Origin of the sequence: Cellulosimicrobium sp. 72-3 (assembly GCF_013127315.1) — a bacterium.
Taxonomy (GTDB): Bacteria; Actinomycetota; Actinomycetes; order Actinomycetales; family Cellulomonadaceae; genus Cellulosimicrobium; species Cellulosimicrobium funkei.
Genome location: NZ_CP053419.1, coordinates 2,193,626 through 2,214,422, shown reverse-complemented (window position 1 = coordinate 2,214,422; position 20,797 = coordinate 2,193,626). Strand labels below are relative to the sequence as shown.

Here is a 20,797-nt window from a genome sequence, read left to right as displayed (position 1 = left end):
GGCGGACGGGGTTGGCCGCGGCGGCCCCACGTCGCCTACTCTTGTCCCCTGTGCCGCGGGTCACGCCCGTGCACGACAACCGTGCGGTCGGTCCCGACATCGGTCGGGCCGGCCCTGAGCCTCAAGGACGTACTCGTGGACGTGCTGCGCATCATCCTCCAGATCCTGCTGGTGCTGACCAGCGCCTTCCTCACCCTGCTCGTGCTCATGCACAAGGGGAAGGGTGGCGGCCTCTCCGACATGTTCGGCGGCGGGATCTCGAGCTCCGTGGGCAGCTCCGGCGTCGCCGAGCGCAACCTCAACCGCATCACCGTGGCGTTCGCCCTCGTCTGGGCCGTCGTCATCGTGCTCCTGGGTCTCCTCCAGAAGGTCGTCTGACCGCACGCGCCCACCGGGGCGTCGTCGGGACGGCAGGAGAGTCCGCAGTCGGCAGGGGGCAAGCCGCGCACGGTCGCGCGGTCCGGGCAGGAACGAGTGCCGACGGCGGCACGGACGGGGGAGAGAGCACGTGGCAGGTGGTAACGCGATCCGAGGGTCGCGCGTCGGGGCGGGACCGCTCGGGGAGTCCGAGCGCGGCGAGATCGCGCCGCGCTTCTGGGTGTCGTACTGGTGCGCCAACGGCCACGAGACGCGACCCAGCTTCTCGTCGGAGGCGGGCATCGAGGCGCCGGAGACCTGGGACTGCCCGCGGTGCGGGTTCCCGGCCGGTCAGGACCAGGAGCACCCGCCGACGCCGTCGCGCAACGAGCCCTACAAGACGCACCTCGCGTACGTGAAGGAGCGGCGCAGCGACGAGGACGGCGTCGCGATCCTCGACGAGGCGCTCGCCGCGCTGCGCGCCCGCCGCGGCCGCTGAACCCGGCCGGGACGGTCCGGGTAGCGGCTCAGCCGCGCACGCGCGCGAGCACGAAGCCGTCGTAGCCCTTGGACCCGACGGTCTGCACGGCCGTGGCGTCGAGGCGCGGGTCCGCGACGACGCGATCCGCCATCTCCCGCACGCCGAGCACGTTCGGGTCGGTGCTCGCCGCGTCCGCGACGGCCCCGCCGCGGACGGTGTTGTCCACGACGAGGAGCGTCCCGGGGCGCGAGAGCCGCAGCGCGAGGTCGAGGTAGACCGGGTTCGAGGGCTTGTCCGCGTCGACGAACACGAGGTCGAACGGCTCGGCGCCGTCCGCGACGAGCCCTCGCAGCGTGTCCGCGGCCGGTCCGACGACGACGTCGACCGTCCCGGAGAGCCCGGCCGCGGCCAGGGACTCGCGCGCGACGGCGGCGTGGGCCGTGTCGATCTCGCACGTGACGAGCGTGCCGTCGGCGGGCAGGGCCCGGGCGAGCCAGATCGTCGAGTAGCCGCCCAGGGTGCCGACCTCGAGGATGCGCCGCGCGCCCGACGCGAGCGCGAGGAGCTGCAGCAGCCGACCCTGGGCGGGGGAGACCTGGATCTCCGGGAGCCCGGCGTCCCGGGCGCGCGCCGACGCGGCGGCGAGCACGTCGTCCTCGGCCACCAGGGGCGCGAAGTACGCGTCGACGGCCTCCCACGTGGCCGCGGGGTCGGCCGGGTGCTCGCCGCCGGTCGTCACGCGCGACCCTCGTCCGTCTCGGTCGGGTTCCCGGTGCCGGCCGCGGCGACGTCGACGAGCCACAGCGTGGCCTCCGTCCCCGCGACCGCGGCGGCCGGGGTCTCGTGCGCTGGCGCGCCGGCGAGCGCCGACGCGACCGCGGGCGCCTTCTCGGCACCCGCCGCGACGACCCACACCTGACGGGCCCGCGCGATCGCCTCGAAGGTCAGCGTGACGCGCTCGGGCGGCGGCTTGGGGGAGCCGTGGACGCCCGCCGTCGGGGTGCCCGTGACGTCGAGCCCGGGGTGGTCCGGGAAGAGCGACGCGACGTGGCCGTCGGGGCCCATGCCGAGCAGCAGGACGTCGAAGGCCGGGACCCGCTCGCCGTCCGGCGCGTGCTCCGCGAGCGTCGCCGCGTACGCGGTCGCCGACTCCTCGGGGGTCGCGGCCGCGTCCGCGGCCGGCATCGGGTGCACGTTCTCGGGCGGGAGGTGCGGCAGGTGGTCGAGCAGCGCCGCGCGCGCCTGCGTCTCGTTGCGCTCGCCGTCGCCGCACGCGAGGAAGCGCTCGTCGCCCCACCACACGTGCACGCCGGACCAGTCGACGGCGTCGCGCGCGGGATGGCGCGCGAGCGCGGCCAGGCTCGCGATCCCGACGGTCCCGCCCGTCAGCACGACGTGCACGGGGCGGCGGACCGACTGCACGTCGAGCAGGCGGGTCACGAGCCGCGACGCCACCGCCTCGGCGAGCACGCCGGCGTCGGGGTGCACGACGACCAGGCGCGCCGGGGTGCCCGGCCCCGCGGCGGTCACGCGCCCACCTTCTGCAGGCCCTTGGTGAGCACCTCGCCGTAGATCTCGTCGGGATCCAGACGGCGCAGCTCCTCGATGAGGGCCTCGCTGAGCGTCCGGATGGGCAGCGCGACGCGGCGGTCGGGCTTGCCCGGCTGGCTGATCGTCACCGTGCGGCCGTCGGGGCGGTCGAGGACGATCGGCCCGCTCTTGCGCTCGAGGGTCACGCGCGTGATCGCCTCGGCACCGCGCCGTCGCACCACCTGCGCCGGGCAGCGCAGTCGCGAGCCCAGCCACGCGGCGAGCAGGTCGAGCGACGTGTGCTTGGCCTGGCCCTCGACGACGACGCTCGTCACCGGCTCGTAGGGCGGCTGGTCGAGCGCCGCGGCGATGAGGCCGCGCCACAGCGTCACGCGGGCCCACGCGAGGTCGGAGTCGCCCGGTCCGTACGTCTGCGCGAGCTGTGCGAGCGTCGCCTCGGGGTCCTTCGCCGTGATCGAGTCGGTGATGCGCCGCTGGGCCATGGCGCCGACCGGGTCGTCGTCGGGGGACGCGGGCGGCTGGCCCGGCCACCACACGACGATGGGCGCGTCGGGCAGCAGGAGCGGCATGACGAGCGTGTCCGCGTGCTCGAGCAGCGGCCCGGCGGTGCGGAGCACGACCACCTCGGACGCGCCGGCGTCGCCGCCGACGCGGATCTGCGCGTCGAGGTGCGGCGTCGTGCTGCGCCCGGACGGCGCGACGACGATGACGCGGCACGGGTGCTCGCGGCTCGCGTCGTTCGCGGCCTCGATCGACGTCTCGACGTCGGACTCGCGCGCGATGACGACGAGCGTGAGGACGCGGCCCAGCGCGATCGCGCCGCCCTCGTCGCGCAGGCGCACGAGGCGCTTGTTCACCGCGTTCGTCGTCGTGTCGGGCAGGTCGATGATCATCGCGGGGTCCTCGCCGGTCGGAGGGTCGTGCCGCGTACCGGCGCACGACGGGGTCGGGGGGTCTCTCGGGTGCGCGCGGCCCGCTCGGCGGGCGCCGGCGCGGTCACGGGCGACGCCAGGCGCGGCCGTCGCGCGCGAGCATCGCGTCGGCGGACTCCGGCCCCCACGTGCCCGACCGGTACGGCTCGGGCTTGCCCTTCGCGGCCCAGTGCGCGGTGATCGGGTCGAGGATCTTCCAGGAGAGCTCGACCTCCTCGCGGGTGGGGAACAGCGGCGGGTCGCCGAGCAGGACGTCGAGGATGAGGCGCTCGTACGCCTCCGGCGACGACTCCGTGAACGCGTGCCCGTAGCCGAAGTCCATCGTCACGTCGCGGACCTCCATCGCGGTGCCCGGGACCTTGGCGCCGAAGCGCATCGTCACGCCCTCGTCCGGCTGGACGCGGATCACGAGCGCGTTGTTCCCGAGGTCCGACGCCTGCGAGCTCTCGAACGGCAGGTGCGGGGCCTTCTTGAACACGACGGCGACCTCGGTCACGCGACGCCCGAGGCGCTTGCCCGTGCGCAGGTAGAACGGGACGCCCGCCCAGCGGCGGTTGTCGATGTCGACGCGGACCGCCGCGTACGTCTCCGTCGTGGAGGTGTCGGGGATGCCGTCCTCCTCGAGGAAGCCGATGACCTCCTCGCCGCCCTGCCAGCCGGCGGCGTACTGCCCGCGGGCGGTGTGCCGGGACAGCTCGCGCGGCAGCCGCACGGCGGAGAGCGCCTTGATCTTCTCGGCCCGCAGGGAGGGCGCGTCGAACGACACGGGCTCCTCCATCGCGACGAGCGCGAGGAGCTGGAGCAGGTGGTTCTGGATGACGTCGCGCGCCGCGCCGATGCCGTCGTAGTAACCGGCACGGCCGCCGATGCCGATGTCCTCGGCCATCGTGATCTGCACGTGGTCGACGTAGTTCGCGTTCCAGATGGGCTCGAACATCTGGTTGGCGAAGCGCAGGGCGAGGAGGTTCTGGACCGTCTCCTTGCCGAGGTAGTGGTCGATGCGGAAGACCGAGTCGGGCGGGAAGACCTCCGACACGACGGCGTCGAGCTCGCGCGCGCTCGCGAGGTCGTGGCCGAACGGCTTCTCGATGACCACGCGGCGCCACGCGTCCTCCGCCGAGCGGGACAGCCCCGACTCGGCGAGCTGGCGGCACACGACGGGGAACGCGCTCGGCGGGACCGACAGGTAGAACGCGTGGTTGCCGCCCGTGCCGCGCTCGGCGTCGAGCGTCTCGACCGTCTCGCGGAGGCGCTCGAACGCCTCGTCGTCGTCGAACGAGCCCTGGACGAACCGGATGCCTTCGGAGAGCTGGCGCCACGTCGCCTCGCGGAACGGCGTGCGCGCGTGCTCCTTGACGGCGTCGTGCACGACCTGCGCGAAGTCCTGGTCCTCCCAGTCGCGGCGCGCGAAGCCCGTGAGCGCGAAGCCCGGCGGCAGCAGGCCGCGGTTGGCGAGGTCGTAGACCGCGGGCATGAGCTTCTTGCGGGCGAGGTCGCCCGTGACGCCGAAGATGACGAGCCCGCACGGGCCCGCGATCCGGGGCAGGCGCAGGTCGAGGGGGTCGCGCAGAGGGTTGTGCTCTGGCGTGATCTTGGCCGGTCTCACCTGGTGGCACCGTTCCGTTCGGGGAGGGGTCGGAGGACTGCAGAAGGACTGGGGCGTCTGCGGATCATAGGGGCGTCGCAACGGGGTGCGCCGCCGTTCCCGCAGGTCGGACGCGCGGCCGGGACGCCGGCCGCGCGCCGGGGTCAGGAGGAGGCGAGGCGGCGCAGGTTGTCGCGCGTCGTGGCGAGCAGCTCGGTCCAGCTGTCCTCGAACTTGCGCACGCCCTCGGTCTCGAGCTGGTCGGTGACCTCGACGAGGGAGACGCCGAACGACTCGACGGTCTCGATCGTGCGCCGCGACGCGGTCGCCGTGCCGGTGATCGTGTCGCCCGTCACGACGCCGTGGTCCGCGAACGCCTGGAGCGTCGCCTCGGGCATGGTGTTCACGACGCCGTCCGTGACGAGCTCGTCGACGTACATCGTGTCGCGGTACTCGGGGTTCTTCACGCCCGTCGAGGCCCACAGGGGGCGCTGGGGCTGCGCGCCGGACGCGACGAGCGAGCGCCAGCGGTCCGTCTGGCGGAACTCCTCGTAGGCCTCGAACGCGAGGCGCGCGTTCGCCACGGCGGTCTGCCCGCGCAGGTCGAGCGCCTCGGGCGTCCCGACCTTCTCGAGCGCGGCGTCCACCGCGGTGTCGACGCGCGAGACGAAGAACGAGGCGACGGAGCCCACGGGCGCGAGGTCCACGCCGTCGGCGCGCGCCTGCTCCAGCCCGATCGCGAACGCCTCCATGACGGCGCGGTAGCGCGCGAGGGAGAAGATGAGGGTCACGTTGACGCTGATGCCCTGCGCGAGCGTGCGCGTGATCGCGTCGAGGCCCGCGACGGTCGCCGGGATCTTGATGTAGACGTTCGGGCGGTCGATCGTGCGCCACAGGCGCTCCGCCGTGACGACCGTCGCGTCGGCGTCGTGGGCGAGGCGCGGGTCGACCTCGATCGAGACGCGCCCGTCGACGCCGTCTGTGGCGTCGTAGACGGGGCGCAGGAGGTCGGCGGCGGCGCGCACGTCGTCCGTCGTGATGCGCTCGACGGCGGCCTCCACGGCCGCGTCGTCGGTGCCCGCGGCCGCGAGGTCGGCGAGCTGGGCGTCGTAGGCGTCGCCCTTCGCGAGCGCCGACGCGAAGATCGTGGGGTTCGTGGTCACGCCGACGACGCCGCGCGTCGCCACCAGCTCGGCGAGGTTGCCGGTGCGCAGCCGTTCTCGGGAGAGGTCGTCGAGCCAGATCGACACGCCCGCTCCCGTGAGCTGCTCGATGGGGCCGGGGACGGTGGTGGGCTGCGTCATCGGACTTCCTCTCGTGGTGCTCTCGCTGCGGACGTGCGCCCGGGTCGCCGCTCGTGGCGGTCGTCCGGGGTGTCCCGAGGTGGGGCCGCGTGCACGGCCCCACCTCGGAATCTACGAAGGGTCAGCGCAGGTCGCCAGTGCCGCCCTCCGAGGGGGTGGGCTCGGCGCCCGGGGCGTCGCCGCCGCGCGCCGCGGCGATCGACTCGCGCGCCGCCGTCGCGACGGCCTCGGACGTGATGCCGAACTCGCGGTACAGCACCTGGTAGTCCGCGGACGCGCCGTAGTGCTCGAGGCTCACGGAGCGGCCGGCGTCGCCGACGAGCTCGCGCCAGCCCTGCGCGACGCCCGCCTCGACCGAGACGCGCGCGCGGACGGCGGACGGCAGGACCGACTCGCGGTAGGCGTCGTCCTGGCCGTCGAACCACTCGCGGCTCGGCAGCGACACGACGCGCGCCTGCACGCCCTCGGCCGCGAGGATCTCGCGCGCCTCGACGGCGAGCTGCACCTCGGAGCCGGTGCCGATGAGGATGACGTCCGGCGTGCCCTCGGTGTCGAGCAGCACGTACCCGCCGCGCGCTGTGCCGGACGCGTCGGCGTAGCCGTCGGTCCCGCGCGGGAACGTCGGCACGTTCTGGCGCGTGAGGATGAGGCCCGCCGGGCGCTCGGTGTTCTCGAGCACGGTGCGCCACGCCCACGCGGTCTCGTTCGCGTCGGCCGGGCGCACGACGTCGAGGCCCGGGATCGCGCGCAGCGCCGCGAGGTGCTCGACGGGCTGGTGCGTCGGGCCGTCCTCGCCGAGACCGATCGAGTCGTGCGTCCACACGAACGTCGTCGGGATCTCCATGAGGGCGGCGAGCCGGACGGCGGGACGCATGTAGTCGCTGAACTGGAGGAACGTGCCGCCGTAGGCGCGCGTGCCGCCGTGCAGGACGATGCCGTTGAGGATCGCGCCCATGGCGTGCTCGCGGATGCCGAAGTGCAGCGTGCGTCCGTACTCGTGGCCCGGGAACTTCTTCGTCGCGTGCTCGGCCGGCACGAACGACGGCTCGCCGTCCATCGTCGTGTTGTTCGAGCCCGCGAGGTCGGCGGAGCCGCCCCAGAGCTCGGGCAGCACGTCCTTGAGCGCGGTGAGGACCTTGCCGGACGCGGAGCGCGTCGCGACGGCCTTGCCCGCCTCGAACGTGGGCAGCGCGTCCTCCCAGCCGGCCGGGAGCTCGCGGCGCGAGAGGCGGTCGAGCAGCTCCGCGCCGGACGGGTTCGCCGTCTTCCACGCCTCGAACGCCCGGTCCCAGGCGGCGCGGGCGTCGGCCTGGCGCTCGCCGACGGCGCGCGTGTACGCGAGCACCTCGTCGTCGATCGCGAAGCTCGCCTCGGGGTCGAGGCCGAGCTCGACCTTGAGGCCCTTGATCTCGTCGGCGCCCATGGCGGAGCCGTGGATGCCGCCGGTGTTCTGCTTCGTGGGCGACGGGTACCCGATGATCGTGCGCAGCGCGATGATCGACGGCTTGCCCGTCTCGGCCTTGGCGGCCTCGATCGCGGCGTGCAGCGCGTCGACGTCCTCCGCGTAGCCCGTGCCGCCGTTGGTCCAGTCGACGCGCTGGGTGTGCCAGCCGTACGCCGCGTAGCGCGCGAGGACGTCCTCGGTGAACGCGATGTCCGTGTCGTCCTCGATCGAGATCTTGTTGTCGTCCCAGATCACGACGAGGTTGCCGAGCTGCTGGTGGCCCGCGAGCGAGGAGGCCTCGCTCGTCACGCCCTCCTGCAGGTCGCCGTCGGAGGCGATGACGTACACGTGGTGGTCGAACGGCGACTCGCCCGGCGTGGTCGACGGGTCGAGCAGGCCGCGCTCGCGGCGCGCCGCGAACGCCATGCCGACCGACGACGCGAGGCCCTGGCCGAGCGGGCCGGTCGTGATCTCGACGCCGCGGGTGTGCTTGTACTCGGGGTGGCCCGGGGTCTTGGAGCCCCACGTGCGCAGCGCCTCGATGTCCTCCATCTCCAGGCCGTACCCGGCGAGGAAGAGCTGGAGGTAGATCGTCAGCGACGAGTGGCCCGCGGAGAGCACGAACCGGTCACGACCGACCCAGTGGTCGTCGGACGGGTCGTGGCGCATGACCTTCTGGAACAGCAGGTACGCGGCGGGGGCCAGCGAGATCGCGGTGCCCGGGTGGCCGTTGCCCACCTTCTCCACGGCGTCGGCGGCGAGCGCCTTGATCGTCTTGACGGCCCGGTCGTCCAGGTCCGTCCAGTCCAGGGGCGTGTGAGCAGGGGACAACGCGTTCACCGAACCTCATTCCCGTCCGGAGCGCGCGCCCCGGATCCTCGCGACAACTCGAAGCAACCGTTGAACATTTCCCGGCCTCGCGCCTCAGGGGGCGGGGCGGCCCGGTGCCCGTCGCGCGGCCCGGAGGCCACGTCCGTGGCGGGCGGTCCGACGCGGGACGGTCGCGGGCACCAGCCTATACGCGTGCGCCGTTCCCGGCCGGGCGGTGCCCACGTGCTGGATTTCGGTCGGATGTCACACAATCGCCCGGCCCGTCCGGTCGGCCCCCGCGCAGGCGGGGACGTACGATGAGCGAGGACGACCGGCGGTCCGTCCCAGCTCGCCCCCCACCTCAGAACGGAACACCGAAGCGCGTGCACACCACGAGCCAGGCACCGATCGACGGGACCGGAAGCCCGTCGAGCGCCGCGTCGACCCAGCAGCCGTCCTCTCCGACGGCCCCCGCGACCTCCGTCGCCCCGACGGCCGAGGTCGCCGGCGCGACCCGCGCGCTGCGCGAGCGGGTCGGCGCCTACGTCGCCCTCACCAAGCCGCGCATCATCGAGCTCCTCCTCGTCACGACGGTCCCGACGATGTTCCTGGCGCAGGGCGGGCTGCCCGGGCTGGGCCTCATCCTCGCGACGCTCGTCGGCGGCACGCTCGCCGCGGCCTCCGCGAACGTCTACAACTGCTACCTCGACCGCGACATCGACGAGGTCATGAACCGCACCAAGCGGCGCCCGCTCGTCACGGGCGAGATCACCCCCCGCGCGGCGCTCGTGTTCGCGACCGTCCTCGGCGTGGTGTCGCTGGTCTGGTTCGCGCTGCTCGTCAACGTCGTCTCCGCGTGGCTGACGTTCGGGGCGATCGCGATCTACGTCGTCGGCTACACGATGATCCTCAAGCGCCGCACCCCGCAGAACATCGTGTGGGGCGGCATCGCGGGCTGCATGCCGGTGCTCATCGGCTGGTCGGCGGTCACGGGCTCGCTGAGCTGGGCGGCGCTCGCGCTGTTCCTCGTCATCTTCTTCTGGACCCCGCCGCACTACTGGCCGCTGTCGATGAAGTTCAAGCGCGACTACGCGAACGCGGGCGTCCCGATGCTCCCCGTCGTCGCGGACGACAGCCGGGTCGCGCGCGAGATGATCCTCTACGGCGTCGCGATGGTCGCCTCGTCGCTCGCGCTGTGGCCGCTCGCCGGCATGACCTGGGTCTACGGCGTCGTCGCCACGGCCCTGGGCGCGTGGTTCCTGTCGTCGTGCGTGACGATGCTGCGCCGGGCGCGAGACAAGGCCGACGGCAAGGGCGGCAAGGTGGGGGAGATGAAGGTCTTCCACGCGTCCATCACGTACCTGACCCTGCTCTTCGTCGCGGTGGCGGTCGACGTCTTCCTGCCGCTGTGAGCCCGGTCGTCCCGGGCGGGCAGTGACGCCATGAGCCCCGGCGAGGCCCACGTGCCCGAGGCGCTGGACCGCGCCGCGCGCGAGTACCTGGCGCACCTCGCCGTCGAGCGCGGGCTGTCCGCCAACACGGTCGCGGCCTACCGCCGCGACCTCGCGCGCTACGTCGCGTTCCTCGCGTCGCGCGGGAACCACGCCGTGCGCGACGTCGAGGCGGACGACGTCGCCGACTACGTCACCGCGCTGCGCACCGGGGCCGACGGCGGCGCGCCCCTGTCGCCGTCGTCGACCGCCCGGTCGGTGGCGGCCGTGCGCGGCTGGCACCGCTTCTGCGCGGCCGAGGGCCTGGCCGACGCCGACGCGTCGGCCGACGTCCGCCCGCCCGCCCAGGGCAGGCGGCTGCCGAAGGCCATCTCGACCGACGAGGTCGCGCGCATCCTCGAGGCGTCCGGCGCCGGGGACGGGCCCGGCCCCCTGCGCGACCGCGCGCTCCTGGAGCTCGTGTACTCGACCGGCGCGCGCATCACCGAGGCGGTGAGCCTCGACGTCGACGACCTGGACCTCGACAGCGGCGCCGTGCGCCTCCTGGGCAAGGGCGGCAAGGAGCGCGTGGTGCCCGTCGGGTCGTTCGCGCGCCGCGCCCTCGACGCCTACCTCGTGCGCGGGCGCGCCGCGCTCGCCGCGAACGGCCGGGGGACGCCCGCGGTGTTCCTCAACACGCGCGGCGCGCGCCTGTCCCGGCAGAGCGCGTGGGCCGTGCTGCGCACCGCGGCCGAGCGCGCCGGGATCGAGCACCCCGAACGGATCTCGCCCCACACGCTGCGGCACTCGTTCGCCACCCACCTGCTCGCCGGCGGTGCGGACGTGCGCGTCGTGCAGGAGCTGTTGGGCCACGCATCGGTCACCACGACCCAGATCTACACGCTCGTGACGCCCGACACGCTGCGCGAGGTCTACGCGGCCGCGCACCCCCGCGCGCTGGGCTGATCCCGCGCCGCGACGGGGCCATGGCGGCCCCCAGCACCGCCGCAGCACCGCCGCGAGTACCGCCGCGCCACGTCCTCCCGGAACGCGGCGCGCGGGCGCGTACGCACCGGCCCGGGCGAGGTCCTGCGATACCGTGGCGGACGTGAGCAGCCAGGCCGAGACCCAGCCCGAGACGCGCGGCGCGCACGGCTCGCACGGCGACGCCGTCCGTCCGGTCGTCCCGCAGACGTCCGCCGAGGGGGACGCGGCGCCTCCCGCCGACCTCCCCGTCGAGCAGCCCGCGGACCGTGCCGCGGCCGCCGAGCCGCGCGTCGACGTCGTCGGCCGCACCCTGCCGGAGTTCCCCGTCCCGGCCTCGCTCGCCGCGCACGGCCCGGGCCGCATCATCGCCATGTGCAACCAGAAGGGCGGCGTCGGCAAGACGACGACCACCATCAACCTCGGTGCCGCGCTCGCCGAGTACGGGCGCAAGGTCCTGCTCGTCGACTTCGACCCGCAGGGCGCCGCGTCCGTCGGCCTCGGCGTCAACCCGCACGAGCTGGATCGCACGGTCTACAACCTGCTCATGGAGCGCGGCGCGGACATCCACGACGTGCTCGTGAGCACCGACGTCGAGAACCTCGACCTGCTGCCCGCGAACATCGACCTCTCGGCCGCCGAGGTGCAGCTCGTGGGCGAGGTCGCGCGTGAGTCCGTCCTGTCGCGCGTGCTGCGCCCGGTCGTGGACGACTACGACGTGATCCTCGTCGACTGCCAGCCCTCGCTCGGCCTGCTCACCGTGAACGCGCTCACCGCCGCGCACGGCGTGCTCATCCCGCTCGAGTGCGAGTTCTTCGCGCTGCGCGGCGTCGCGCTGCTCGTCGAGACGATCGAGAAGGTGCGCGACCGGCTCAACCCGCGCCTCGACGTCGACGGCATCCTCGCCACGATGTTCGACTCGCGGACGCTGCACTCGCGCGAGGTCGTGGCGCGCGTGCACGAGGCGTTCGGCGACAAGCTGCTCCACACCGTGATCGGGCGCACCGTGAAGTTCCCGGACGCGTCCGTCGCGGCCGAGCCCATCACCGTGTACGCGCCGAACCACCCGGGCGCCGTCGCGTACCGGCAGCTCGCCCGGGAGCTGGTCGCCCGTGGCGACGCCGCCTGAGCCGCCACCACCGACGGAGCCGCCCGCGCGGGCCGGGTTCGAGGTCCGGCTCGACAACTTCAGCGGGCCCTTCGACCTGCTGCTGTCGCTCATCACGAAGCACAAGCTCGACATCACCGAGGTGGCGCTCGCGCGCGTGACGGACGACTTCATCGCGTACATCCGCGCGGCCGAGCGCGCCGCCGCCGTCGCGCGGGCCGCGGGGGAGGACCACCCCGGCTGGGACCTCGGCACCGCGAGCGAGTTCCTCGTCGTCGCCGCGACGCTGCTCGACCTCAAGGCCGCCCGGCTGCTGCCGACGGGCAGCGTCGAGGACGACGAGGACCTGGCGCTGCTGGAGGCCCGCGACCTGCTCTTCGCCCGGCTGCTGCAGTACCGCGCGTACAAGGACGTGTCGGGCCTGCTCGCCGAGCGGTTCGAGAGCGCCGGGCGCCGGTTCCCGCGCGTCGTGCAGCTCGAGCCGCACCTCGCCGCGCTGCTGCCCGAGCTCGTGTGGACCATGGGGCCGGACCAGCTCGCCGTGCTCGCGGCCCGCGCGCTCGCCCCCAAGGCGCCGCCGCCCGGCGTCTCGCTCGACCACCTGCACGCCCCGGCCGTGAGCGTGCGCGAGCAGGCGGGGATCGTCGTCGACCGCGTGCGCAGCCACGGCACGACCACGTTCCGCGCCCTCGTCGCCGACGCGGGGGAGACCGCCGTGGTCGTCGCGCGGTTCCTCGCGCTGCTCGAGCTGTTCCGCCAGGCGCTCGTCGCGTTCGACCAGGTGACGCCGCTCGGCGAGCTCACCGTGCGGTGGTCGGGCGACGACGACGCGGCCGAGCCGCCGCTCGCCGACGTCGGCAGCGAGTTCGACGAGGGCGACGAGCCCGACCCGGCGGCCATCCTCGCCGCCACCGACCAGGAGGTCCCCGCGTGACGCAGCCCCACGACGGCCCGGCCCCGGACGACGCCCGCCCGCCCGCCGTGCACGACCTCCCGGGCGGTCTGCCGTCCGCGCTCGAGGCCGTGCTCATGGTCGCGGACGAGCCGATCCCGCCGGTCGAGCTCGCGGCGGCGCTCGCGGTCCCGGTCGACGAGGTGCTGGACGCGCTGCACGAGCTCGCGGCCGAGTACCGCGGCGACGACGGCGGTCGGCCCCGCGGGTTCGAGCTGCGCGCGGCGGGCGGCGGGTGGCGCGTGTACTCCGCGCCCGCGCACGCCGAGGTCGTGGGGAGGTTCGTGCAGGGCGGCCAGACGGCCCGGCTCACGCAGGCGGCGTTGGAGACTCTGGCCGTGATCGCGTACCGTCAACCGGTCAGCCGCGGCCAGGTGTCGGCGGTGCGAGGGGTCAACGTGGACGGCGTGGTGCGCACGCTCGTGGCGCGCGGGCTCGTGGCCGAGGTCGGCCAGGACCCGCACACCGGCGCCGGCCTCTTCGGCACCACGGGGTACTTCCTCGAGCGCATGGGTTTCACGTCGCTCGACGAGCTCCCCCCGCTCGCGCCGCACCTGCCGGACATGGACGACCTCGAGGGCCTCGACGGGCTCGCCGACCTGCGCGCTCCCGCGCGGCCGCCGGACGCTCCCGACGTCGCGGCTGACGACTCGGACGGCGCACCGGCGCCGACCGCCACGACACCCGGCGTGACGCACGACGTCACGCACGGACCGACGGACGAAGGACACGCATGAGCTCGAAGGACGGACGCCGCTCCGGCGACGGAGGGCGCGGGCGCACGCCCCGCGACGGGGCGGGCGACGCACGCCGCGGCGGGAACGGCGACGCGCGTCGTGGCGGCCCGCGGGGCGGCGACGGCGCACGCGCGGGCGGCGCGCCCCGGCGCGGCGGCTCGTCCGCGCAGGGCTCGTCCGCGGGCCGCGGCGCGGGCGAGGGCCGGGAGCAGGGCGCCGGTCGTGGCCAGGGTGCCGGTCGGGCGACCGGTGCGGGCCGCGGCGCGGCCGCCGGTCGGGGTCGCCCTGCCGCCGGTCGCGGCACGTCGGCGCCTCGCGCCGGTCAGGCGGCGGGCCGGCCGCGCCGTCCCGTGCGCGGGCAGCCCAGCGAGCCCCAGCGCGACGTCCACGTCGAGGACGGCGTGCGCCTGCAGAAGGTGCTCGCGTCGGCCGGGCTCGGGTCGCGCCGCGCGTGCGAGGACCTCATCGCGCAGGGCCGCGTCGAGGTGGACGGCGTGCGGGTCACCGAGCTGGGCGTGCGGGTCGACCCGGCGCGCGCCGTCGTGCACGTGGACGGGATGCGCCTGCAGCTCGACTCCTCGCGCGTGACGCTCGCCCTCAACAAGCCGCGCGGCGTCGTGTCGACGATGCACGACCCGGACGGCCGCCCGTCGATCGCCGAGCTCGTCGCCGACCGTCCCGAGCGACTGTTCCACGTGGGCCGCCTCGACGCGGACAGCGAGGGCCTGCTGCTGCTCACGAACGACGGCGAGCTCGCGAACCACCTCGCGCACCCCTCGCACGAGGTCGCCAAGACCTACCTCGTCACGGTGCGCGGCAAGGTCGCGGGCAACGTCGCGAACAAGTTCCTGCACGGGATCGAGCTCGAGGACGGGGTCGTGCAGGCGGACGCGTACCGCGTCGTCGACCAGGTCGCGGACCAGACGATGATCGAGGTCGTGCTCCACTCCGGCCGCAACCGGGTCGTGCGGCGCATGTTCGAGGAGGTCGGCTACCCCGTGACGCGCCTCGTGCGCACGCGCATCGGGCCGATCGCGCTCGGCAACCTGCGCCCGGGCACGACGCGCGTGCTCGGACGCACCGAGCTCGGCACGCTCATGGCGGGCGTCGGGCTCTAGGCCCGCGCGTCCCGCACACCACCCCGACGGACCGCCGCGAGGCGGGCCGTCCCGCACGAAGGAGCACCATCCATGCCGGTCCGGGCGATCCGGGGCGCGACCCAGCTCGACGCCGACGAGCGCGAGCACCTGTTCGCGCGCACGCGCGAGCTCGTCCAGGAGGTGCTCGACGCGAACGCCGTCGACACCGACGCGCTCATCTCGATCCTCTTCACGTGCACCCCCGACCTGGTGGCCGACTTCCCGGCCGCCGCGGCGCGCGAGATGGGTCTCGGCGACGTGCCGCTCATGTGCGCGACGGAGATCGCGGTGCCCGGCGCGCTGCCGCGCGTGGTGCGCCTCATGGCGCACGCGGAGCTCGACGTCGACCGCGCGGCGGTCCAGCACGTCTACCTGCACGGGGCGACGGCGCTGCGCAAGGACCTCGCCCAGTGAGCGCGGGGACGCCGGGCGCGGGGAAGGGTCGCGCCGACGGCGCGCTGACGGTCGCGATCGACGGGCCGTCGGGGTCCGGCAAGTCGAGCGTGTCGAAGGGCGTCGCGCGCCGCCTCGGCCTCGCCTACCTCGACACGGGCGCGATGTACCGCGCCGCCACCTGGTGGTGCCTGCACCGCGGCGAGGACCTCGCCGACCAGGACGCCGTCGCGCACGCCGTGCGCGTCATGCCGCTCGTCATGGGCCTCGACCCGTCCGGTCCGACCGTCCACGTGGACGGGACGGACGTCGGCGAGGCGATCCGCTCGACCGAGATCTCGACGGCCGTGAGCGCCGTCGCGACCAACCTCGCGGTGCGCGCGGAGCTGCGGCGCCTCCAGCGCGCGGCCATCGAGGCCGAGCGCACGCCCGCGGGCTTCGCGGGCGGCCGCGGCGTCGTGGCGGAGGGCCGGGACATCACGACGGTCGTCGCCCCCGACGCCGACGTGCGCGTGCTCCTCACCGCGAGCGAGGAGGCCCGCCTCGCGCGCCGCTCGCTCGACGTGCACGGGACGGCCGACGCGGCCGCCGTCGAGGCGACGAAGGACCAGGTGCTGCGGCGCGACCGCGACGACGCGACGGTCTCGCAGTTCCAGGTCGCGGCCGACGGCGTCGTGACCGTCGACTCGTCGGACCTCGACCTGGAGCAGACGATCGACGCGGTGCTCTCCGTGGTCGAGCAGGTCACCGGGCGGGTGGTCGGCCCGCGCCAGGGCTCGTGAGCCGCGGCACGGGAGACGGCGTCCCGTCGCCCGCCGGGCCGGCGTGGTCGCGCTGGGTGGGCCGCTTCCTCGCGCGCGTCGTGTGGGCGACGGAGGTCGTCGGCGCGGAGCACGTCCCGGCCGAGGGTCCGGTCGTGCTCGCCGCGAACCACACCGGCGTCGTCGACGGGCCGCTCGTCCTCGGGGTCGCGCCGCGCCCGCTGCACGTCCTCGTCAAGGAGGAGATGTTCACCGGGCCGGTCGGCTGGGTGCTGCGCGCCGCCGGGCAGATCCCCGTGGACCGCACCGGCGGGCGCCCCGCGCTCGCGGCCGGGCTCGGCGTGCTGCGGCGCGGCGGCGCGGTCGGCGTCTTCCCCGAGGGCGCCCGCGGGCGCGGCGACGCCACCTCTGCGCGTGCCGGGGCCGCGTGGCTCGCGCTCAACGGTCACGCCCGCGTGGTGCCCGTCGCCGTGCTCGGCACGCGCCGCGCGGGCGAGGGCGTCAACCGGATCCCCGGGCTGCGCCGTCGGCTCGTCGTCCGCTTCGGCGAGCCGCTCACCGTCGAGCGCGCGCCCGGGGTGAGCGGCAAGCAGGCGCTCGAGGACGCGAACGAGCGCATCCGCACCGCGCTCGCCGAGCTGGTCGCCGACACCGTCGCGCTGACCGGCGTGGCGCTGCCGCTGGACGACCCGCGCGGGGACCGGCCGACGTCGTGAGGACGGACCGCCCGGTGGCGCACGTGGTGGGCGACCGCCCGGGCACCGGTCTGCTCGTCGGGCTCGCGTCGGCCCTCGCGTTCGGCGCGAGCGGACCGTTCGTCAAGCCGCTCCTCGAGGCGGGCTGGACGCCGGGCGCCGCCGTCCTCGCGCGCGCCCTGTGCTCGGCGCTCGTCCTCGCCCCGGTCGCGGCCGTCGCCCTGCGCGGCAGCCACCGCCTCCTGCGCGAGGAGTGGCGGCTCGTCCTCGGGTTCGGCCTCGTCGCCGTCGCGGGGACCCAGCTGTGCTACTTCGCGGCCGTCGCGCGCATGCCCGTCGGCATCGCGCTGCTCGTCGAGTACCTCGCGCCCGTGCTCCTCGTCGGCCTCGCCTGGGCCCGCACGCGCCACGTGCCGCCCCGGCTCACGCTCGCCGGCTGCGCCGTCGCGGTCCTCGGGCTCGTGCTCGTCGTCGACCCGGGCGGCGCCCGCCCCGACCTCCTCGGCGTCCTCCTCGCGCTCGGCGCGGCGGTCGGGCTGGGCGCCTACTTCGTGCTGTCCGCGCGCCCGACGCGCCTGCCGCCCGTCGCGCTCGCCGCGAGCGGGCTCGGCGTCGGGGCGCTCGCGCTCGGCGCGGCGGCGCTCGCGGGCGTGCTGCCCTTCGCCGCCCCGCTCGTCGACGTCACGCTCCTCGGCTCGTCGGCGCCCTGGTACGTCCCGCTCGCGGTCGTCGTGCTCGTCGCGACGGCGTTCGCCTACGTCTCCGGCGTCGCCGCGACCGTGCGCATGGGCGAGCGCCTCGCGTCGTTCGTCGGGCTGTCCGAGGTGCTGTTCGCCGTCGCCATCGCGTGGCTCCTGCTCGGCGAGGTGCCGAGCCTCGTGCAGGCCACGGGCGGCGTGCTCGTCGTCGCCGGGGTCGTGCTCGTGCGTCTCGCGGGCACGCCCGTCGCGCGGTAGGTTCGCGCTCAGGCGCCGACGCCCCGTCGCAGGGCCGGGCAGGCGCCGCCCGCGGGGGAGGGAGCACGCATGGCCGAGCCGCCCGGCAAGCCCACGACCGTCGACGAGTACCTCGCGACGCTCGCCCCGGACGCGCGCGAGGTCGTCGCGCACCTGCGCGCCGTGGTGCACGACACGGTGCCCGGCCTGGGCGAGCGCATCAGCTACGGCATCCCGACGTTCACGCGCGACGGCCGGTACGTCGTCTACCTCGCGGGCTGGGCCCACCACGTCTCGCTCTACCCCGTGCCCGAGGTCGACGACGCGCTCGCGCGCCGCATCGCGCGCTACCAGGACGGCAAGGGCACGCTGCGGTTCCCGCTGGCGGAGCCCGTGCCCGACGACGTCGTGCGGGCCGTCGTCGCGCGGCTCGCCGCCCGCCGGGACGGTGCCGCGGGCTGACGCCGGGCCCGCCGGACGGGCGCCCGCACGACGCGCCCGCGGCCCGGTTCGGAGCCTGGCCCGCGGCCTGGGAGAATGGACTTCATGACCACACCCGACCCCGCCCAGCCCGGCACGCCCGGACAGACCGACGCCGTCGGTCAGGCCGAGGAGCCCCTGGCGCCCGCGGACGCCGCGGACGACGAGGCGCGCGAGCGCGCGCTGCGCGCCGGACTCGACGACTACGAGCTCGAGGACGCCGACCTCGCGCTGCTCGACGCCGACGAGGACGCGCTCGACGGCGCGGCGCCCGAGGCGCCCCTGCCCGTGCTCGCCGTGGTCGGGCGCCCGAACGTCGGCAAGTCGACGCTCGTCAACCGCATCCTCGGCCGCCGCGAGGCCGTCGTCGAGGACAAGCCGGGCGTCACGCGCGACCGCGTGAGCTACCCGGCCGACTGGGCCGGACGCCGCTTCACGCTCGTCGACACCGGCGGCTGGGAGGTCGACGTCGCGGGCATCGAGTCCAAGGTCGCCGAGCAGGCCGAGGTCGCGATCTCCCTCGCCGACGCGGTGCTCTTCGTCGTCGACGCGACCGTCGGCGCGACCGCGACGGACGAGCGCGTCGTGCGCCTCCTGCGCGAGTCGGGCAAGCCCGTCGTGCTGTGCGCCAACAAGGTCGACGGGCAGTCGGGCGAGGCGGACGCCGCGTACCTGTGGAGCCTCGGCCTCGGCGAGCCGCACCCCGTGTCCGCGCTGCACGGCCGCGGGACGGGCGACCTGCTCGACGCCGCGATGGCGGCGCTGCCCACGGAGTCCGAGCACGGCGAGGTGCGGCCGACCGGACCGCGTCGCGTCGCGCTCGTCGGGCGCCCGAACGTCGGCAAGTCCTCGCTGCTGAACAAGCTCGCGGGCGCCGACCGCGTTGTCGTCGACGAGATCGCCGGCACGACGCGCGACCCGGTCGACGAGCTCGTGACGATCAAGAACGTCCCGTACGTCCTCGTCGACACCGCCGGCATCCGTCGCCGGGTGCACCAGACGAAGGGCGCCGACTTCTACGCGTCACTGCGCACGCAGGCCGCGATCGAGAAGGCGGAGCTCGCCGTCGTGCTCGTGGACGCGTCGGTGCCGCTCACCGAGCAGGACACGCGCGTCATCTCCCAGGTCGTGGACGCGGGCCGCGCGCTCGTCATCGCGTACAACAAGTGGGACCTCATGGACGACGACCGTCGCCCGTACCTCGAGCGCGAGATCGAGAAGGACCTCGTCCAGGTGCAGTGGGCGCCGCGCGTGAACGTGTCGGCCCGCACCGGCTGGCACACCGACCGCCTCGCCCCGGCGATGGAGCGCGCGCTCGACTCCTGGGACACGCGCATCCCCACGGGCCGCCTCAACGCGTTCCTCGGCGAGCTCGTGGCCGCCCACCCGCACCCGCTGCGCGGCGGCAAGCAGCCCCGCATCCTCTTCGCGACGCAGGCCTCCACGCGCCCGCCGCGGTTCGTCGTGTTCGCGACCGGGTTCCTCGAGGCGGGCTACCGCCGCTTCATCGAGCGCCGCCTGCGCGAGACGTTCGGGTTCGAGGGCTCGCCCATCGAGATCAGCGTCCGCGTGCGGGAGAAGCGCAAGCGGTGAGCACGGGCACGGGGCGCGCCTCCGCCGGGGCCTCCCGGCGGAGCCGCGCCCTGCGCCTGGGCGCGGCCCGGGACACCGCGGCCGTGCGGCACGTCGTGACGTTCCTCGTGGTCGCCGTCGCGACGGTGCTCGTGACGCGGTTCTTCCTCGCGGCGTCGGGGTACCCGCAGGTCGGCGGGGGAGACCTGCACGTCGCGCACGTGCTGTGGGGCGGGCTCGGCATGGCGCTCGCCCTCGTGCTGCTGCTCTCCTTCGTCGGCCCGGCCCTGCGCTCGCTCGGCGCGTTCGTGGGCGGGATCGGGTTCGGGCTGTTCGTCGACGAGATCGGCAAGTTCGTCACCGCGGACAACGACTACTTCTACGAGCCGACGGCGGCGCTCATCTACGCGACGGTCGTCGTGCTCGTCCTCGTCGTCGAGGCGCTGCACGGGTGGCGGCGCCACCACCCGGCCGAGTACCTCGCGGTCGCGACCGACCGCGCCGTCGCGGGCGTCGCCGGCGGGTTCACCGACGACGCGCGCGAGGAGGCCCGCGCGCTCGTCGCGCTGGGTCGCGGCGAGCCGGCGGCCGACGAGGTCGCGGCGCTCGTCGAGGCGGTGCCGCGCGACGACGTCGACGTGCCCGACCCGGTGCGCGCCCTCGTGCGGCGCTCGTCGGCCTGGTTCGCGCAGACGCTCCAGCGCCGCTGGGCCGCCGTCGTGGTGGTCGTGCTCGTGCTCGGGACGGCGCTGGGCTCGCTGCTCGCGGGGCTGCGCGTGCTGGTCGGCGACGTCGACGTGCCCCCCTGGGTCGGGGCCGGCATCGCCGCGGGCGTCGCCGCGACGGTCGCGTGCGTCGTCGTGGGCGTCGTGGTGTCCCGCCGGGGGCGGCCCGAGGACCGCCGGGCGGGCGCCGTGTGGGTCCGGCGCGGCGTGCTCGTCTCGCTCCTGCTCACGCAGCTCCTCGTGTTCCGCGCGCTGCAGTGGGTCGGCGTCGCCGGGCTCGTGGTGGACCTGCTCGTGCTCGCGGCGCTCGGCGCCGCCCTCGGTGGCGACGACGAGCGCCGTCGGACACCGCGCCGCTGACGCGTCGTCGCCGCGGTGGGCGACCTCTCCTGACCGACGACGGCGGCCGCCCCCGCGAGGGG

The 20,797-nt window shown here is 75.2% G+C and carries 21 protein-coding genes; 15 read left to right on the top strand and 6 right to left on the bottom strand.

Going from position 1 to position 20,797, the window contains the following annotated elements:
- Positions 1-135 precede the first annotated feature (135 nt).
- Together secG and HKK73_RS10075 are read left to right on the top strand one after the other, a co-directional pair.
- Positions 136-378, top strand: a complete 243-nt coding sequence (gene secG, locus HKK73_RS10080; RefSeq protein ID WP_021481808.1) for a preprotein translocase subunit SecG — start codon at positions 136-138, stop codon at positions 376-378.
- A gap of 130 nt (positions 379-508) precedes the next feature.
- Positions 509-856 carry an RNA polymerase-binding protein RbpA gene (locus tag HKK73_RS10075; RefSeq protein ID WP_021481809.1) on the top strand — a complete coding sequence of 116 codons (348 nt, stop codon included), beginning with the start codon at positions 509-511 and terminating at the stop codon, positions 854-856.
- Between the two features lie 28 nt (positions 857-884).
- Here the strand turns inward: HKK73_RS10075 and HKK73_RS10070 are convergent, their stop codons facing one another.
- From HKK73_RS10070 to tkt, 6 genes are all read right to left on the bottom strand, one after another.
- Positions 885-1,577, bottom strand: a complete 693-nt coding sequence (locus HKK73_RS10070; protein ID WP_171467928.1) for an O-methyltransferase — start codon at positions 1,575-1,577, stop codon at positions 885-887.
- Complete coding sequence (gene pgl / locus HKK73_RS10065) at positions 1,574-2,368, bottom strand: 6-phosphogluconolactonase (RefSeq protein ID WP_171467927.1); 795 nt, start codon at positions 2,366-2,368, stop codon at positions 1,574-1,576. Before pgl ends, HKK73_RS10070 begins: the two co-directional genes overlap by 4 nt.
- Positions 2,365-3,282: a glucose-6-phosphate dehydrogenase assembly protein OpcA gene (opcA, locus tag HKK73_RS10060; RefSeq protein ID WP_144723242.1), complete on the bottom strand. Its 918-nt coding sequence runs from the start codon at positions 3,280-3,282 to the stop codon at positions 2,365-2,367. The genes pgl and opcA overlap by 4 nt, the downstream gene beginning before the upstream one ends.
- Positions 3,283-3,385: 103 nt before the next feature.
- Positions 3,386-4,927 carry a glucose-6-phosphate dehydrogenase gene (gene zwf / locus HKK73_RS10055; RefSeq protein WP_085387885.1) on the bottom strand — a complete coding sequence of 514 codons (1,542 nt, stop codon included), beginning with the start codon at positions 4,925-4,927 and terminating at the stop codon, positions 3,386-3,388.
- A 143-nt stretch (positions 4,928-5,070) separates the two neighbouring features.
- Positions 5,071-6,210 (bottom strand): transaldolase, encoded by a 1,140-nt coding sequence (gene tal / locus HKK73_RS10050; RefSeq protein ID WP_171467926.1) that lies wholly within the window; start codon positions 6,208-6,210, stop codon positions 5,071-5,073.
- Positions 6,211-6,331: 121 nt separating this feature from the next.
- Positions 6,332-8,494 (bottom strand): transketolase, encoded by a 2,163-nt coding sequence (gene tkt, locus HKK73_RS10045; protein WP_086150475.1) that lies wholly within the window; start codon positions 8,492-8,494, stop codon positions 6,332-6,334.
- A 353-nt stretch (positions 8,495-8,847) separates the two neighbouring features.
- Between tkt and HKK73_RS10040 the strand changes: the two genes are divergently transcribed.
- The 13 genes from HKK73_RS10040 to HKK73_RS09980 all read left to right on the top strand — a co-directional run bounded on the left by HKK73_RS10040 (position 8,848) and on the right by HKK73_RS09980 (position 20,735).
- Positions 8,848-9,876, top strand: a complete 1,029-nt coding sequence (locus HKK73_RS10040) for a heme o synthase (protein WP_256380348.1) — start codon at positions 8,848-8,850, stop codon at positions 9,874-9,876.
- A 30-nt stretch (positions 9,877-9,906) separates the two neighbouring features.
- Positions 9,907-10,860, top strand: a complete 954-nt coding sequence (gene xerD, locus HKK73_RS10035) for a site-specific tyrosine recombinase XerD (protein ID WP_074806651.1) — start codon at positions 9,907-9,909, stop codon at positions 10,858-10,860.
- A 331-nt stretch (positions 10,861-11,191) separates the two neighbouring features.
- Positions 11,192-12,007 carry a ParA family protein gene (locus HKK73_RS10030; protein WP_051028084.1) on the top strand — a complete coding sequence of 272 codons (816 nt, stop codon included), beginning with the start codon at positions 11,192-11,194 and terminating at the stop codon, positions 12,005-12,007.
- Positions 11,991-12,920, top strand: a complete 930-nt coding sequence (locus tag HKK73_RS10025) for a ScpA family protein (RefSeq protein WP_171467924.1) — start codon at positions 11,991-11,993, stop codon at positions 12,918-12,920. The genes HKK73_RS10030 and HKK73_RS10025 overlap by 17 nt, the downstream gene beginning before the upstream one ends.
- Positions 12,917-13,675 carry an SMC-Scp complex subunit ScpB gene (locus tag HKK73_RS10020; RefSeq protein ID WP_253705611.1) on the top strand — a complete coding sequence of 253 codons (759 nt, stop codon included), beginning with the start codon at positions 12,917-12,919 and terminating at the stop codon, positions 13,673-13,675. Before HKK73_RS10025 ends, HKK73_RS10020 begins: the two co-directional genes overlap by 4 nt.
- The gene (locus HKK73_RS10015; protein ID WP_171467923.1) at positions 13,672-14,793 is read left to right on the top strand and encodes a pseudouridine synthase; all 1,122 of its coding nucleotides are present in this window, start codon (positions 13,672-13,674) and stop codon (positions 14,791-14,793) included. Before HKK73_RS10020 ends, HKK73_RS10015 begins: the two co-directional genes overlap by 4 nt.
- A gap of 72 nt (positions 14,794-14,865) precedes the next feature.
- Entirely contained in the window at positions 14,866-15,228 is a 363-nt protein-coding gene (aroH, locus tag HKK73_RS10010) for a chorismate mutase (protein WP_144683652.1), read from the top strand.
- Complete coding sequence (cmk, locus tag HKK73_RS10005; RefSeq protein ID WP_253705610.1) at positions 15,225-15,989, top strand: (d)CMP kinase; 765 nt, start codon at positions 15,225-15,227, stop codon at positions 15,987-15,989. The genes aroH and cmk overlap by 4 nt, the downstream gene beginning before the upstream one ends.
- Positions 15,986-16,684 carry a 1-acyl-sn-glycerol-3-phosphate acyltransferase gene (locus tag HKK73_RS10000; RefSeq protein WP_171467922.1) on the top strand — a complete coding sequence of 233 codons (699 nt, stop codon included), beginning with the start codon at positions 15,986-15,988 and terminating at the stop codon, positions 16,682-16,684. The genes cmk and HKK73_RS10000 overlap by 4 nt, the downstream gene beginning before the upstream one ends.
- Before the next feature lie 14 nt (positions 16,685-16,698).
- Complete coding sequence (locus tag HKK73_RS09995) at positions 16,699-17,619, top strand: EamA family transporter (protein WP_171467921.1); 921 nt, start codon at positions 16,699-16,701, stop codon at positions 17,617-17,619.
- Positions 17,620-17,688: 69 nt separating this feature from the next.
- Positions 17,689-18,060 (top strand): iron chaperone, encoded by a 372-nt coding sequence (locus HKK73_RS09990; protein ID WP_043656988.1) that lies wholly within the window; start codon positions 17,689-17,691, stop codon positions 18,058-18,060.
- A gap of 84 nt (positions 18,061-18,144) precedes the next feature.
- Positions 18,145-19,671 carry a ribosome biogenesis GTPase Der gene (der, locus tag HKK73_RS09985; RefSeq protein ID WP_171467920.1) on the top strand — a complete coding sequence of 509 codons (1,527 nt, stop codon included), beginning with the start codon at positions 18,145-18,147 and terminating at the stop codon, positions 19,669-19,671.
- Positions 19,668-20,735, top strand: coding sequence for a hypothetical protein (locus HKK73_RS09980; RefSeq protein ID WP_171467919.1), 1,068 nt, complete (start codon positions 19,668-19,670; stop codon positions 20,733-20,735). The genes der and HKK73_RS09980 overlap by 4 nt, the downstream gene beginning before the upstream one ends.
- Positions 20,736-20,797 lie beyond the last annotated feature (62 nt).

Bases quoted from the DNA above. Each gene is read 5' to 3' on its own strand.
- xerD (WP_074806651.1), top strand. From the start codon at position 9,907: ATGAGCCCCGGCGAGGCCCACGTGCCCGAGGCGCTGGACCGCGCCGCG.
- HKK73_RS09990 (WP_043656988.1), top strand. From the start codon at position 17,689: ATGGCCGAGCCGCCCGGCAAGCCCACGACCGTCGACGAGTACCTCGCG.
- der (WP_171467920.1), top strand. From the start codon at position 18,145: ATGACCACACCCGACCCCGCCCAGCCCGGCACGCCCGGACAGACCGAC.
- tal (WP_171467926.1), bottom strand. From the start codon at position 6,210: ATGACGCAGCCCACCACCGTCCCCGGCCCCATCGAGCAGCTCACGGGA.
- opcA (WP_144723242.1), bottom strand. From the start codon at position 3,282: ATGATCATCGACCTGCCCGACACGACGACGAACGCGGTGAACAAGCGC.
- aroH (WP_144683652.1), top strand. From the start codon at position 14,866: ATGCCGGTCCGGGCGATCCGGGGCGCGACCCAGCTCGACGCCGACGAG.
- HKK73_RS10015 (WP_171467923.1), top strand. From the start codon at position 13,672: ATGAGCTCGAAGGACGGACGCCGCTCCGGCGACGGAGGGCGCGGGCGC.